At 38.6% G+C, this 13997-nt stretch carries 16 protein-coding genes and 1 pseudogene; 9 read left to right on the forward strand and 8 right to left on the reverse strand.

Annotated elements, in window-relative coordinates:
* Positions 1-152: 152 nt before the first annotated feature.
* From CYAN7822_RS40495 to CYAN7822_RS13110, 7 genes and pseudogenes are all read right to left on the reverse strand, one after another.
* Entirely contained in the window at positions 153-1148 is a 996-nt protein-coding gene (locus tag CYAN7822_RS40495; protein ID WP_216701604.1) for a family 10 glycosylhydrolase, read from the reverse strand.
* Positions 1143-2105: pseudogene (locus tag CYAN7822_RS40500) on the reverse strand (phosphate ABC transporter substrate-binding protein); the annotation flags it as partial. The pseudogene CYAN7822_RS40500 and the gene CYAN7822_RS40495, both read right to left, overlap by 6 nt.
* A gap of 36 nt (positions 2106-2141) precedes the next feature.
* Positions 2142-2675: a GAF domain-containing protein gene (locus CYAN7822_RS13090; RefSeq protein WP_013322754.1), complete on the reverse strand. Its 534-nt coding sequence runs from the start codon at positions 2673-2675 to the stop codon at positions 2142-2144.
* Positions 2676-2880: 205 nt separating this feature from the next.
* Positions 2881-4548, reverse strand: a complete 1668-nt coding sequence (locus CYAN7822_RS13095) for a mechanosensitive ion channel family protein (RefSeq protein WP_041933713.1) — start codon at positions 4546-4548, stop codon at positions 2881-2883.
* A 20-nt stretch (positions 4549-4568) separates the two neighbouring features.
* The gene (locus CYAN7822_RS13100) at positions 4569-4907 is read right to left on the reverse strand and encodes a hypothetical protein (protein WP_013322756.1); all 339 of its coding nucleotides are present in this window, start codon (positions 4905-4907) and stop codon (positions 4569-4571) included.
* A gap of 221 nt (positions 4908-5128) precedes the next feature.
* Positions 5129-5254: a photosystem II protein Y gene (locus CYAN7822_RS13105; RefSeq protein ID WP_013322757.1), complete on the reverse strand. Its 126-nt coding sequence runs from the start codon at positions 5252-5254 to the stop codon at positions 5129-5131.
* 65 nt (positions 5255-5319) lie between these two features.
* Positions 5320-5868 carry a gamma carbonic anhydrase family protein gene (locus tag CYAN7822_RS13110; protein ID WP_013322758.1) on the reverse strand — a complete coding sequence of 183 codons (549 nt, stop codon included), beginning with the start codon at positions 5866-5868 and terminating at the stop codon, positions 5320-5322.
* Positions 5869-5984: 116 nt separating this feature from the next.
* Here CYAN7822_RS13110 and CYAN7822_RS13115 point away from each other — a divergent pair, with 116 nt between their 5' ends.
* From CYAN7822_RS13115 to CYAN7822_RS34605, 5 genes are all read left to right on the forward strand, one after another.
* Positions 5985-6491, forward strand: a complete 507-nt coding sequence (locus CYAN7822_RS13115; protein ID WP_013322759.1) for a TIGR02652 family protein — start codon at positions 5985-5987, stop codon at positions 6489-6491.
* 20 nt (positions 6492-6511) lie between these two features.
* Positions 6512-6952 (forward strand): VOC family protein, encoded by a 441-nt coding sequence (locus CYAN7822_RS13120; protein ID WP_013322760.1) that lies wholly within the window; start codon positions 6512-6514, stop codon positions 6950-6952.
* 417 nt (positions 6953-7369) lie between these two features.
* Positions 7370-7717 carry a hypothetical protein gene (locus CYAN7822_RS13125; protein WP_013322761.1) on the forward strand — a complete coding sequence of 116 codons (348 nt, stop codon included), beginning with the start codon at positions 7370-7372 and terminating at the stop codon, positions 7715-7717.
* Between the two features lie 193 nt (positions 7718-7910).
* A complete protein-coding gene (locus tag CYAN7822_RS13130; RefSeq protein ID WP_013322762.1) occupies positions 7911-8249 on the forward strand; it encodes a hypothetical protein in 339 nt (112 codons plus the stop codon).
* A gap of 82 nt (positions 8250-8331) precedes the next feature.
* The gene (locus CYAN7822_RS34605) at positions 8332-8679 is read left to right on the forward strand and encodes a DUF1816 domain-containing protein (protein ID WP_013322763.1); all 348 of its coding nucleotides are present in this window, start codon (positions 8332-8334) and stop codon (positions 8677-8679) included.
* A gap of 118 nt (positions 8680-8797) precedes the next feature.
* Here CYAN7822_RS34605 and CYAN7822_RS13140 read toward each other — a convergent pair whose 3' ends face one another.
* Entirely contained in the window at positions 8798-11326 is a 2529-nt protein-coding gene (locus CYAN7822_RS13140) for a CPBP family glutamic-type intramembrane protease (protein ID WP_013322764.1), read from the reverse strand.
* A gap of 385 nt (positions 11327-11711) precedes the next feature.
* Here CYAN7822_RS13140 and ureA point away from each other — a divergent pair, with 385 nt between their 5' ends.
* The 4 genes from ureA to CYAN7822_RS13165 are packed head-to-tail and all read left to right on the forward strand — an operon-like array spanning position 11712 to position 13924.
* The gene (gene ureA, locus CYAN7822_RS13150) at positions 11712-12050 is read left to right on the forward strand and encodes an urease subunit gamma (protein ID WP_013322765.1); all 339 of its coding nucleotides are present in this window, start codon (positions 11712-11714) and stop codon (positions 12048-12050) included.
* Positions 12051-12054: 4 nt separating this feature from the next.
* Complete coding sequence (locus CYAN7822_RS13155) at positions 12055-12414, forward strand: urease subunit beta (protein ID WP_013322766.1); 360 nt, start codon at positions 12055-12057, stop codon at positions 12412-12414.
* A 10-nt stretch (positions 12415-12424) separates the two neighbouring features.
* Complete coding sequence (gene ureG / locus CYAN7822_RS13160; protein ID WP_013322767.1) at positions 12425-13057, forward strand: urease accessory protein UreG; 633 nt, start codon at positions 12425-12427, stop codon at positions 13055-13057.
* A 48-nt stretch (positions 13058-13105) separates the two neighbouring features.
* Positions 13106-13924: an urease accessory protein UreD gene (locus CYAN7822_RS13165; protein WP_013322768.1), complete on the forward strand. Its 819-nt coding sequence runs from the start codon at positions 13106-13108 to the stop codon at positions 13922-13924.
* Positions 13925-13997 lie beyond the last annotated feature (73 nt).

A 13997-nucleotide genomic window follows, 5' to 3' on the forward strand; every position in this document is an offset into this window, starting at 1 on the left:
AAAGATAATTTGACTGTGGATTTTTAGAAATTAAAACAAAGTTCAACAATTAAATTAAAACAAAATTCGTCTATTTATTGCTCTCTCTAGAGAAATAAATTTATTTCTAACTTATGATATAGTCTTGCTTGTCGTAGAAAGGTTGTAGGCGTTTACGGAGATACGAGACTTTTTACGCTGGAAGCTGTTTGTTCAGGTTGTCCAGAAAGCGGAAAAATTAAAATACTTTTGATTTGTGGGTTTTTAATTAACTCTTTTAAGCGGCTTAATTGTTTATCAGTAATCGCAACTCCATTATATTTTTTGGCATAAATCAACTCAGTAGCAAAGTTAGCTTGATTATAAGCTTGAATAAAAACTCGGTCGACTTTCCAATTTTGCCAATCGGCCGCAAAATATTTTTTAGCCCAGTAAGGATTATGATGACAAATATCAAAACTTACTGAAGGGTTAGCTTTTTTCATGGCAGTAATCATTTGATTAACAAAGTTGGTTAAATTTTTAGTGCGATCAACGTTACCAGGTAAATCAGCATAATAACCCAGATAATCATCCCATTGCACAGCATCAATATTTGGATATTTTTCGACAAATTCTACTGAGATATCCCGAAAAAGATGAGCCACTTCAGGAATTTCTACATCCAAAACATAATGCTCAATCCCCGAGTAGGTTCTATCCACTCCCGGCACAATCCATTTTCGCCGAATCGCTAAATCAAAGATCGGACTATTTTTATCTATTTTTATTCCCTTCTCAAAATAAGCATAAACTTTCATGTTTTGTTTATGGGCCTCATCAATTAACCAGTTTAACCATTGATCGTTAAATTCATTGGGACAACTTTTAAAACCCAGAGTTTGTTGCATCACTTTGCTGTTATACATCGTACAGCCATTGCCCCAGACTCCATGAATAATAGTATTAATTCCTTGAGAATGATAATAACGGACTCTTTGTCGAATGGTTTGTTCGTCAGCATTATTGGTGACTTGATAACGACTTAAATAAATCCCTCTAATTTCTTTTTTTTCCCAAGAGGCTTTAGTCGCATCAGCCTGTTTTTTTTCTGGGTTTATGCTATTAGGAGAAGGTTGGGATTTAGCAATTGGTGTTTCTTTAGTACCTAATTTAGCCGCCTCAATAATTTGTTGTCCTTGAGGAGAGGTAACGTAACCTAAAAAGGCTTGAACAGCCGGCGTTGCTGGTTCTTTATAAACATAATATAAAGTCCGTTGATAGGGATAAGTCGCGGCTTCTGGAATAAGACCATCAATAGGAACAGTTAGCGCGGTAAATTGATTGACTACTTGAGAATAGGTTGCATAACTGATGCCATCTTTACCTAATGCTTTTAAAATTAATGTGGTAGAGTCTTGTTTAAGGGTGGTAAAATTAGCAGCATTACCAAAATTCCCGTTATTTAATACTAATTCTTGAAAACTTTGGCGAGTTCCACTTTCAGGAGGACGGTTAATAATTCTAATAGTAGCATTTCCCCCTTTTACCTCTGACCAATTGGTAATTTTTCCTTCAAAAATGTCCCTAATTTGCTCTTGGGTTAACCCTCGACGTAAAGGGTTATCAACGCCGATAATAACAGCGATAGCATCTTTAGTCACCGGAATTGCCACTAAACCTCGTTTTTTTTCTGCTGGAGTCAGAGGTCGAGAAATGGCGGCAATATTCGTTTTTCCCGCTAAAAGATTTAAGATTCCCAGATCGGAACCTTTGGCATCAGTATTAACAGTAGTATTGATGAAGGTTTTTTGAAAAGCAATTTTTAAAGCTTTATTAATCTCTACCATACTGGTAGAACCATTAATTCTGATTGTTGTACCATTGGGGACGGTTTTAGGATAGGGAAAACTCGGTATAGATTTGCTGGTTATGGGAGTAGGATTAGCCGTAGTTGGTAAACTCGGACTAGGAATAGAAATAGGAATATAAGCCGAAATAGGCGTAATAATTTTTTGAAGTTCAGGGAGAAGGCTATTAAGATTTAAATTGCCTTTGACAATAAACCACCAGTAACCTCCCCCCAAGATGGCACAAGTCATCAAAAAATTGAGACAGCCATTGGATTTTTTATTTTTGCGTGGCATAGTAAAACCTGGATAGATTTTAATAGAATTTTTTTCTTAAAGAGACCCCCGAATTTCTGATTTAACATAAGTTATAGCTACCGGCGTAATCAGTTTCACCACTTGATCAATGAGTTCACGATCAAAATCACTCCAATGGCGAGGTTGTCCAAAAACACAAGGTTGTAAAATTCCCCATAACTGATTATTTTCACATAGATGAGCGTGAATCAGGGCGCGATGTCCAAAATTTTTTGCTTCAAAATCTCGATTCACTTGATCTCGAGAAGCTGTTTCTACATCTTCCACAAAAATTGAGGGTTCAGTTCTTAATGCGGCGGCAAATAAAGGATCTTCTGCGGGTAAAGACACGGGTTCTTTTTCTATTTGAAGATGAGTTACGTCCGGAATTTCTTGGCTACGACACCAGCAAAAAGCGGTTTTTCCAAGTTTTGTTTCAGGGTCTCTCAGATAAAGAAAACAGCGATCACAATGAAGTAGATTTACTAAAATGGGTAATAAATTTGCTAAAATTTTGTCTGGACTTTCGCTTAAATTTACTAACTCTTCTATTCTAGTTTTTTCTGGCATTATTTTTTAAGACTTTCCGGCTCATTAAATTTTTGATGATTGCTCGAGTTTTATTTAGCTATCATTATAACTTAAATTTTGAGGGGGTTAAAGATCATAAAGGTCATAAAGTTGATCAAAGGGCTAAAAGTGAGCAATTTAATCCTAAATTTAGACATAGAGTCTGACTCCTTTGAAAAACGCCACATCTTCAATTTTGACTTTTTTATGAATTTTTAGAAGAGTGATTGTCGGACTCGATGTGAAAACCGGGGGCAGTATAATCTTGAGGTAAATAATTGGCAGGGATTGTGGTATGATTTCCGTCTCGCAGTGCTGTGTATTGGGGAGACATAATTTCAATATCCGCTTCATTACATTTATCTTGAATATTTTGGTGAAGTTCTGAATAAATCTGATCAAGTCCTCTGGTGGTATGAGTATAAGCATTCAGTTCATAACTGACATAAAAATCATTTAAGGCAGTTTGTAAGACAAATGGTGCAGGATTTTCTAGAATATGTTTTGTTGCTTTAGCCGCTTGAATTAAAGTCTCATGCACTTTACGCCAAGGCGCGTCATAACCTAATGTAATGGTGGTGTTTAATACTAAGGGAATTTTGGTTTCTCTGGCCGAGGCACTAAAATTAATAATGTTGCTACTGAGTAAAGTCGAATTAGGAAGAGTAACTAATACATTTTTAGGTGTGCGAATGCGAGTCACTAACAGGGTTTTTTCTTCGATATCTCCGATAATCTCTCCGATTTTTACCCGATCTCCTATTTGAAATGCACGAGTATAAATCAGTATAATTCCTCCTACGGTGTTAGCTACTGCCGAAGTAGAACCCAGGGAAAATAGAATCCCTAAGAAAACTGAAATTCCTTGAAAAGCCGGAGAATTCGAGCCAGGTAAATAGGGAAAAACGAAAACAGCCGCTAGGGCGATCACTAAAAATCTTAAAATATTATAGGTAGGTCGTGCCCAATCTTGATAGAAACCGGGAAAAGATATATTTCCTCTTTCTATTTCATCAAAAATAAAGTTTAAAAACCGATTGGTATAAAAAGTTGTAATCGCCACGACAGCAATAATGAAAACATTAGGAAAATACCCTATAAAAGAGTCAACTATTAGTTGAATGGCTCTGAAAAAATAACTAATGAATCTTTGTCCAAAGGGGCGAGTTAAAGGAAAAAAGCTAAAAACAAACGGGATGTAAATAAAGATCAGGCTTAAAAAAATTAAACTTCGTATAAATTTAATAAAACTGATAATTATATCAGTCATTTTTTGAGCAGAAATTAGTTCTAGGTTTTGAAATCTTAGAGGCGGTATATGTTCTTCTCGCCAAGAATTGATTAAAGTTTGTAACCGAGGAGAAAGAAGATTAATAGCCCAAAAAACTACCACAATCAATAGGGTGGCAATAATGCTATGAACTAAAGCCAAAATTATATAGGCTGGTGTTCGTTCTTTGCGATATTGCTCCACCGCATTTTTGAGGATTTCTAAGTAATGTTCAGCGAGTTCTAGCTCAGGTTCGCGAGCGGCTCTAGCGTCTTTCTGAGTGATGGTGAGCAAAACTTTGTTATTAACGACAATATTCGTGGCATCTGGCTGTTGTTCTACCGTAAATTTATCAATAGTAATAGAGCTATCTTGAGCAATTTTTTCTAATCTTTTACTAATGGTTTCTGCTCTTTCTTGGGCGGTAAAAGATCCTACCCCTTTTTGGATTATAAAAAGTTTAGAATCATTCAAAACAACGGGAAACCCATCAATTTTATCTCCTGATTGACCTTTAGTTTGAGAATAAGCCAACGGAGAAATAACAATTAATCCCAGGGTAAAAATAACAAGGGTTATAAAAATTAGTAATTTTTTTTTCATTTCTTTTCTCTGCCATCTCATTAAAACGTCACCTGTGAATATAGCCAATCCGTAATTAATTTAGGACAATTTTTTTTAAACCAGTAAAGAGCAACAGTCCTAAAAGCCGGCTTAGACATTTGCGCGATCGACTTGAGCATACCTCTCAAAGCTTGAAAGGGCACTTTTTTGTTAATCAGATTGACAGAGCCTATATCATAGAGGCAATCTAAGATGACTTTGGTGGTGGCCTCTTCTCGCTCAAATAGGTTTTGTAAAAGTAGTACAATATCATCAACTCGTTCTTGTTCTATGCGCTCCTCTTCCAAGCGTTGTATCACTCGTTTTTGCGCTTTAACTAATTTGCCGTCAGATGTCATGAATGGCCTCATTATCGTTTGTTATGTTATTTAATGTAGCCTTCAGGACACCTATCCCAGACCTGACTTAATCTTTTGGTTATAATTCTTGCAGTATTAAGAAATGTAACAAGTTTTCAGCTTGTCCTGTTCCCGACTATTGAGCAATAATCCCCGATTAATGAGAATAAACCAACCGACTGCTTCCCTCGGCGAAAAAACAGTCGGTTTAGGGTGGATAATTAAGCTAACTTATCTCTATTTAAGAACTCTTGAACTTGTCTAATAGCAGCCGCACCAATATTAAAGAGTGCCCAACTAGCAGCAATCAGCAGGGGTGCTACGACGATTAAAACTCTCCAGTCCATAGTTTTACCTTCCCTATTTCAATTGTTGAGATTGTTTATAGTTTTTTCACATTTATAGTTATATCTTAATCTGTAACTCCTGTGAATCCGGTATCTGTACCAACGCCTGCATGGACTAAAGCTAGTTTCTCATAACGCAGGGCATGAGCGATTAAGTCTTCTACCTCTTGGGGCGAAACTTCTCGCACTCGTCGAGCCGGCACACCCACCATCAGCGAGCGCGGCGGCACATCTTTTGTGACAATACAGCCGGCTCCGATAATACTGCCTTCTCCGATGCGAACGCCATCTAAAATTACAGCACCAATTCCAATCAGACTAGCCCGTTCCACATGAGCCGCATGAACCACTGCCCGATGTCCAATGGTAACATACTCTTCTAATTTGGTAATTTTGCCAGGATCTCCGTGTAAGACGGCTCCATCTTGAATATTGGTATAAGCTCCAATGTCAATGCGTTCTACATCGCCCCGGATCACTGCATGATACCAAACGCTAGAGCCACGCTCCAGAGAAACTTGGCCCACGACTACAGCATTAGGCGCAACAAAAGCTGCCCTTTTGAGGTCCACAGGGGGCCAAAACGTCGGCTGTTGGAAAAATTTATCTTGCATAAGGCATCTCAAATCTTAAATCTATCTTCTTAAATTTAGAGGGAATAAAAATGAGTGGATATAATATATCCAGGGTTGCAGCTTATAAGGCGAAATCATATCAAAAAACACTCAAAATGAATTCAAGTTTACAATACCCTATATTCGGTCCCGAAATCCATTGTCCCCATTGTCGCCAAACTATTCCAGCCCTGACTTTGACGGATACTTATCTGTGTCCGCGTCATGGTGCATTTGAAGCCAATCCGGAAAACGGAGAATTAATTCATCTTCAATCTGGAAGACATTGGCGACGTTGGAATGGCGAATGGTATAGACAACATACTCATCCTGATGGCATTCGCTTTGAAATCCATGAAGCCTTAGACCGGCTTTATACTCAAGGTTTCCGCGCGACTAAAGTCATTATTGCCAGTCGTTATAAGGAGTTAGTTAGTGCCTATTTAGAACGTAATACCCCTTGGCGTGGTAACGGGGAATCCCAACTGCCCAGACTCTACGGTCTTCCTGTAGAATTTAGTGCTGATCCTCCTAATGAACCCTGTTGGGAGGTGATTAACTTTGACCTGGAAAAAGAACCCGGCGTTCCTAAACGTTATCCTTACTTCCGTCTTTTTGAATAAGTTCACTTTTAACTGAATTGATGCACCATGCTTCTATTCGGACTGCCGATATCCACCGAGCAATCGCCTTTTATGAAATCCTCGGATTTACGGTAAACGAGCGTTTTACCACAGGTTATACCCTCGCCTGTTGGATGGAAGGGTTAGGGGGACGTATCGAGTTAATCCAAATTCCTGAACCTAAACCCGCTCCTGATGCCTTTGCTGATGAACATTATGTAGGGTATTACCACGTTTCTTTCGATCTAACGGATCTGGCTTGCGATTTACCTAATTGGTTAAATCAGTTAACCGCCAAGTATGCTGATGCAGCACGGCTCAACCCCCAACAGATTAAACCGTTGAAGATCTTATTAGACCCCATGCAGCAAATGATCGGTGATAAAGTTTATGAAGTCGCTTTTATTGCCGATCCCGATGGGTTACCGTTAGAGTTTATTCGAGTTATTAATCGGGTTTGACCCCTCCTTTGCCCCCTCTCCACCTCCCCCAACCCCCTCCTACAGGAGGGGGAAAGTAGAAAATTTTTTTATACTGGGGGAGAGAGTGGAAGATCTTTTTATATTGAGGGGGAAAGTGGAAGATTTTTGTTTCTGGGGAGGGGATATATTAATGGCCATCAATTGACTTTCAAGAGTATAATTATTTTTTATTATGGCTAAATATCCTGAATTCTTATCCTGGCTCTTACCTCCTTCGCTCAGAGAGCCAATTCTTTATATCGAACAGAGCTTAATAAATATTTTGCAACAATTTAACCTTTTGACTATGTCAACAAGCTATGATTTTTTTAAGAGGGATTTGTAGTATTAGCTACAGATTTTTTTCTGGGTTTTAGCTAAAGGCAGTGGTTAATTCAACTGGGAGGAGAGGGAACTATGAGTATTCAACAACAAGCTAGATTTTTGCAATCTCGCCAACGTCTACGTTCTTTACATCGCCAGTTATCTTTGTTAAGTCGCCTCAGTTCAGAACTTAAAAGTGAATCTGTCGACACTCATGAGGTTAAATCCTCTTATACTCCAGCCATTGAGCAAGTTCCACTGTCTTTGGAAGTCACAGAAGAGGAAATTCTTGACCAGTTCCAACCAAGTTGGTATAGCAAAAAGTATCTAGAAGTCGGGGTAAGACACATAAGGGGTTCCCAACTGAGATCGACGCAGTATAAAGCCGTGAGATTTCCTGGCCACCATAAACCGATGATGACTTGTACTCATTTTAATTAATTTTCCTCGAGCCAACTTTGTGATAAAACTCTTATTTTTGGAGATCAAGTCTATCACTCAGTTGGCATGATTTTATTAATGTTTAGGTACTTACACTCCCAAAAGCGACAGGGCGGCAACTTCATAAAATCTTCAAAATTACTAGCTATATTAATTGTTAAAGACCCTTGAGAAAAATAGGGATAAATTTCTCATGAGTACAAGCGAAATTTGGACACTTAGCTATGATTGGAAAGCCGAGGGAATCTACAGCAAAATCACCATCATACTCAATAGTGATGGAACATGGACAGCAGAAAATTACAACGGTTTATGGAATCAATCAGACAGAACATTTACGCTAGAATTTAATGACTCAAAAACCACTTACATAGGTAGTCGAAAAGATCAATTAATCAAGGGTACCATGATTAATGATCAAGGAATGACAGGCTGCTTTTATATGTTACAAGAAGGCGAATTATCTCCCTGTATTGTAGATATATTATCTCCAAAAACTAGAAATATAAAAAATGATTTGATTTTCATATAACTTTTATAATTTGCTTAACTAATAGGTCGTAAATAAAGGTAATTTTAGCCCAAAATAGGTAAAATCAAGTAAGCTATTGACTATGAAGAAAAAAACATTACGCTTGTCTAAATATATGGCTTCAAATTTTAAAAATAGTCGTGAATTGAGTATTTTAAATCAATTCGACTCAGCCCCAGCTATTGCAGGTGCTTTATCTCAAGACAGCCAGCTTCCTTGGTGGGTAGTTATTAACAATCATTTTTCTAATTATAACTATTATTTTGGGCCTTTTACTGAGTGGGAAGAAGCAGCTTTATTTCACTGTCACTACATGGAAGATACAGTGATAGACCAACCTGAAGAAATTAAAGTTGTGATCAAACAGTGTCAGCCAGAAAATTTCATCATTCGTCACCCTTTCAGACTCCCTTCAAAAATTAAAGCTTAAAAAAATTGCGGCTTGACCCATAGAGAACAGGGGATAGAGCGACTGTCCCCTTTTTTAAGCATCAGTTTACCTCACTAAGTTGAATATAACTCAAAAATTGCTATCAGATAACTTGTATTTATTTCTCAACAATTAGAGAAGTCGTTAAAGGATCGGCACTAGGGACTAATTTGCCCTCACCTCCTAATAAAAATAACCAAGTTATAACCACAATCCAGTGAATAATAACGATAATCCACAAAGAACCTGTCAACCCGTAAGCTATAGTACAGAACAGTCCTAGAATACCCGTTAAAATTAAAAAAGTCGGCTCAAAAAAAGTTGGATAGCCCTGTTTATAAAAAGTTTTAGCATTTAAAGGATGATAAATCACAAACAAAAATAAGCTAATCAAACCCCAAGCTAACCATTGCCAAATAGAAAAATTTTCGACAAAATGAGGCAAGAAAACCACTCTAAATAATATTTCTTCAATGACAGCCGGAGAAACAAAAGTAATCGCTATTTTTAATAAAAGTGAACTCTTCGATCCCTGAAAAGGACTCCACTGTAAAAACCCTTTTGAGAACCCTAAAGGAAGAGCAATAGCGGCATAAAGTAACAAAATGCCTAACCCAATTAACCAATCTTGAGGACGAGGAATAGTCACAGCCGCCACCAGAATACGACGTAGAACAGTAGAAATAATCGGAATATTGCCAAATAAGAGAGTCGGTGCTACCGGAAAAATATCAGGATTCCAACCGCCATTTTGATTCGTGCGAATCACCCAAAGTTGTGCATTTTGCTCAAGGAAAATCCGCGAAATTTCCTCGTGGGAGCGTTTCGGTAACATGGAGCGCCAACTTAATAAAATACTCAATAAAGATTGATCGCTAACAAAGTATTGATTTTTTTGAATTCCCGATAAAAACTGAGCATTATCTTTCCAGTCAGTCCGCACCACCCCTTGAGGAGTAAGGACAACTTCTAACGCTTTTCCTAACCCTGTTAGCTGCTTAAATTTTTGGCTGGTTTCAGAATCAGGATTTTTTGGGAGCCAATCTTTAATTTGAGTAGAACTAACCGTTTTTTTGATCTTTTCAATAGCAATATAAAGCGCTTGATTAGAATCTTGAACACAAGAAGTAGCCGGCGTAACTGCCGCGTATCCTGTCCCGTCTCCTGTACGATAACGAGCCGCCATAATTTGTAATTGTCGCACCAGTTCTTGAAGCGGCAATAAACGAATACCATCAAAATTATATTCAGTGGTAATGGCCTCTAACTTGAGGATAATATCGGAAACTGGGCGAGTATTTAACCAACCCCGCTCTAAGTTCCCCATAAAAGTCGTCCAAGTTTGCTCTCCTGCGATAATGCCCTCAGTATTATGGGCATAAACTTGTTCATAGGTAATATCAAACTGTAACTCGTTCGTAAAAGGATCACGAATAACCCGGGCAATGCCATAGGCAAAATGACCGGTTACTGTATCCATAACAAAAGATTCTCCTTTTTTGCCGCCAATACCCCCAAATAGATGAATTACTAAACCATAATCACCCTCTTTCCATTGTTGCAAAGCTTCTTGGCTATTAGTCGCATTTGGAGAAATCAGGATACTTTGGCCCGTCCCTTTTAATTGGGGTGTATCTTTCCATTGAGAGTTAGATAGATAACTTAAGCCATTTTGTCGGCCTAAAATAATTTGTTCAGGTTTCAATTGAAAAAGAGCGCGAGGTTTGAGCGCTTGTACTGTAAAAATTCCTTTTTGATCTTTTGCGCCATAAATATACCAACCGGCTTGACCAACTGGTGATTTTTCTAGTTCTCGAGGAGTAGAAGCAAAACGGCCCTCTTTTAAGACCGGTTGTTGAGGAATGCGAATCGTTTCAGCCGCTCCATCAAATTGTCCCGAATTGGGATTATAATGACGAACGCGGAAAAATTCGTTAGGACAAAGAGAATTTCCCGGACAGGAGGAAGGAATATTTTTCAGTTGAGCATCAGTTCCTTCAATTTTAACTAAGCCATAATATTGACCAGTAACTTCTATAGGGACTTGTTCCAGGAGAAGCACCGCAGAAGCTTGCGGCTTTTGAGTCACCTGAACCCCATCAAAACCCACAATAACATCATCATTAGGTCTAGCACCCGCTAAAGATTGAAGAGGGCCCACAAGAGAACGACCATTGAGACGAGAAGGAAGCACTAAACCCTCTTGTTGTGACTTAATCGCCTGCTGGCTAAACTGAACATTAGTAGTGACTAATTGCCGATAAAATTCTAATTGCGGGTTTTGCTCCCAACTTAATCGCACGATCGAGCCAACTAAATTTTCAGAAGAAGGAGGAGCATGATACACTTCTAGCCACACCCAATCTGAACCAATAGATTGAGCATCGGGCGCTTGAAGCTGTTCGACGCTAGGTAAAATCAAACGTCCTACCCAAGGCGCAATGGGTTTGTAGATTGTTGGGTTAAGGGTTTGTGGGACCGGATAGTAACTCGGCTGATTAAAAGACGCTCTCGTACTAATAGCATAGTTAGAAACAGATAGGCTGTGAGATTGGGGTCTAGGAAATAAGAAAAAAATCAGACCGAACGTAAGTAAAAAAAGAGCCACCCACTTTTGAAAACGAATTTTATTGATTTTTATCCCCATTTTTCTCACCTGCTCTGATTTTTGAGCGATTTAAGGCTATCAAGTCCTTAGACAAAAATAGACTCTTTTTTCCATATATCAGATATATTTGCCATTTTTTTGTTCCCTTCCCTCTCTTCCCGAATGAATAAAAAAACAGGGGAGCCGCATTTATTGACTGCCAAGCGGTCCCACCTGCCGATCCTTGAGAGGAGAACACTGTAAGGTTACTATAGCCTTATTAAGAATTTATGTCAATAATCTTGCAAAAAAATCTCAACAAGTCAGAAGCAATCCCACTTCATTGATTCAAGGACTGCCGGCGATCGCATAAAGATTTGTTTAAAGATCGCTCCCTTCACTCCCGACTCTGATAGGCTCAAAAACATCCAAAAGAAAAACATTTATGCAACTATCACCACAAGAAAAGGATAAATTACTCATCTTTACGGCGGCATTAGTGGCAGAAAGACGCAGAGCAAGAGGATTAAAACTCAATTATCCTGAAGCAGTGGCCTATATTTCTGCGGCTATTTTAGAAGGAGCAAGAGAAGGTAGAACCGTAGAAGAATTAATGAGTTACGGGACAACTCTTCTAGGAAAAGATGATGTCATGGAAGGAATTCCAGAAATGATTCACGAGGTACAAATAGAAGCGACCTTTCCAGATGGAACAAAATTAGTCACCGTACACGAACCTATCCGTTTATCGGCAGTGCCTCTTGTCAGTTCAGTAGAAACTTAAAATTATGATTCCAGGCGAAATTATTACCCAACCCGACGAAATCGAACTCAATGCAGGGCAAGAAACCCTAAAAATAATGGTATCCAATCGAGGAGATCGCCCGATCCAAGTGGGGTCACATTACCACTTTTTCGAGGTTAATTTTGCCCTTGAATTCTACGAAATTGATCCCAATACAAAAAACCTCATTTACATTGACCGCTCGGACCTTCACAATAAAACTCGAGGAATGCGTTTAAATATCCCTGCTGGATGTGCCGTCAGATTTGAACCCGGGGATATCAAAGCAGTAGAATTAGTGCCTTTTGGGGGAGAGCGAAAAATTTATGGGTTTAAAGGACTCCTTAACGGGCCATTAGACTAAAAAAATAGCCATGTCAAAATCAGTAGCAAGACTAGGAGTAGGGGGACCCGTAGGAAGCGGCAAAACAGCACTTTTAGAGTGTATAATTCCCCGATTAATCAAAAGAGGAATTGAGATCGCAGTAGTTACCAATGACTTACTGACTACTGAAGACGCAGATCGCCTGAAACGGAAAGGATTTTTAGCGGCTGAACGCATTATCGGCGTAGAAACGGGTAGCTGTCCCCATACGGCCATCAGGGAAGACCCGACCATGAATTTATTAGCCGTTAAAGATTTAGAATTACGCTACCCAGAATTAGACCTAATCTTTATTGAAAGTGGGGGAGATAATTTAGCTTCTACCTTTAGCTACGATTTGATAGATTCCTATATTTTTGTGCTTGATGTCGGCGCAGGCGATGATATTCCTCGCAAAAAAGGCCCCGGTTTTCTGCAAGCTGATCTTGTGGTCATTAATAAAATAGATATCGCCCCTTATGTAGGAGCAGATTTAGATTTAATCCGTAAAGAAGCCCCCTTAAATCGTGGAGGAAAACCGATTGCTTATACTAATTGCAAAACCGGAGAAGGATTAGAAAGTGTGCTGGATTTTATTCTTAAAACCGTTCTGTTTCGTAGCCCTTCAAGCTTGGAAAACTAACAAAAACTGTCACTCTCAAGGGTGCGGCTACACTAAGGAGGATAATCTGTGCTAACCGGGAAAAACCTAGAAATCAAAACCCAATGTGATCGCAACGGTCAAACAATAGTTGCTCATCAGTACACCCGCTATCCCTTGGGCATTTCTAGAGCCTTTCGTTTGGATCGGACTAATCTTAACCGCGCTTATCTCTATATTACGAGTATCTCACCGGGATTATTAGCCAATGATCAGTTAAATATATCCTTAGAACTGGGCGCTAATAGTGAACTGTATCTAACGGATCAATCTGCTACTAAAGTTCATCCGATGCAGACTCTGGGATCAAAAGCCACTACTAATTATCAGGTGGAAATCTTAGAAGAAGCCGCTTTAGAATTTGTCCCTGAACCCATCATTTTGTTTAAAAATGCCACCTTAGAACAAAAAATACGCATCAAATGTCATCCAACAGCCCAACTTTTTTGGAGTGAAATTATTCTCCCTGGAAGACTAGCACGAGAAGAATATTATGAATTTAATTCTTATTTTAATCACCTAGAAGTTAGGTCCCTATCTGGAGAGCTATGGTTTACTGATGCCATGCGTTTAGAAGGAAAAAATAATCTTTTTAAAGATAATCATCTATTTTCCTCAGCCCCTATTTTAGGTAATATAATTATAATTATACCTCAAATAAACCTTGAATTAATCCTAAAAACCTTAGAAAAAATCGAATCAGATCTAATGATTGGAACCTCAATTTTACCTCAACAAAAAGGCTTATTAATTAGAATTATAGCTCATAGCACACCCCAACTAAAAAGCTATCTGCAAGATGTTTTAAACTGCCTGCGACATTTAAGAGACTACTGTAGGGTGTGTTAGCGGAGCGTAACGCACCCGTTCCTGTTAATTATATTAAATTTAAATGCGTCTTAGCTTAAAAACCCTTGATTAT

It is taken from the genome of Gloeothece verrucosa PCC 7822 (genome assembly GCF_000147335.1).
Taxonomy (GTDB): Bacteria; Cyanobacteriota; Cyanobacteriia; order Cyanobacteriales; family Microcystaceae; genus Gloeothece; species Gloeothece verrucosa.

What these genes read in the sequence shown, in the direction of transcription:
- CYAN7822_RS13090 (WP_013322754.1), bottom strand. Translation starts at nt 2,675, where the DNA reads ATGCCAGAAAAAACTAGAATAGAAGAGTTAGTAAATTTAAGCGAAAGT.
- CYAN7822_RS13095 (WP_041933713.1), bottom strand. Translation starts at nt 4,548, where the DNA reads ATGAAAAAAAAATTACTAATTTTTATAACCCTTGTTATTTTTACCCTG.
- CYAN7822_RS13100 (WP_013322756.1), bottom strand. Translation starts at nt 4,907, where the DNA reads ATGACATCTGACGGCAAATTAGTTAAAGCGCAAAAACGAGTGATACAA.
- CYAN7822_RS13105 (WP_013322757.1), bottom strand. Translation starts at nt 5,254, where the DNA reads ATGGACTGGAGAGTTTTAATCGTCGTAGCACCCCTGCTGATTGCTGCT.
- CYAN7822_RS13110 (WP_013322758.1), bottom strand. Translation starts at nt 5,868, where the DNA reads ATGCAAGATAAATTTTTCCAACAGCCGACGTTTTGGCCCCCTGTGGAC.
- CYAN7822_RS13115 (WP_013322759.1), top strand. Translation starts at nt 5,985, where the DNA reads ATGAATTCAAGTTTACAATACCCTATATTCGGTCCCGAAATCCATTGT.
- CYAN7822_RS13120 (WP_013322760.1), top strand. Translation starts at nt 6,512, where the DNA reads ATGCACCATGCTTCTATTCGGACTGCCGATATCCACCGAGCAATCGCC.
- CYAN7822_RS13125 (WP_013322761.1), top strand. Translation starts at nt 7,370, where the DNA reads ATGAGTATTCAACAACAAGCTAGATTTTTGCAATCTCGCCAACGTCTA.
- CYAN7822_RS13130 (WP_013322762.1), top strand. Translation starts at nt 7,911, where the DNA reads ATGAGTACAAGCGAAATTTGGACACTTAGCTATGATTGGAAAGCCGAG.
- CYAN7822_RS34605 (WP_013322763.1), top strand. Translation starts at nt 8,332, where the DNA reads ATGAAGAAAAAAACATTACGCTTGTCTAAATATATGGCTTCAAATTTT.
- CYAN7822_RS13140 (WP_013322764.1), bottom strand. Translation starts at nt 11,326, where the DNA reads ATGGGGATAAAAATCAATAAAATTCGTTTTCAAAAGTGGGTGGCTCTT.
- ureA (WP_013322765.1), top strand. Translation starts at nt 11,712, where the DNA reads ATGCAACTATCACCACAAGAAAAGGATAAATTACTCATCTTTACGGCG.
- CYAN7822_RS13155 (WP_013322766.1), top strand. Translation starts at nt 12,055, where the DNA reads ATGATTCCAGGCGAAATTATTACCCAACCCGACGAAATCGAACTCAAT.
- ureG (WP_013322767.1), top strand. Translation starts at nt 12,425, where the DNA reads ATGTCAAAATCAGTAGCAAGACTAGGAGTAGGGGGACCCGTAGGAAGC.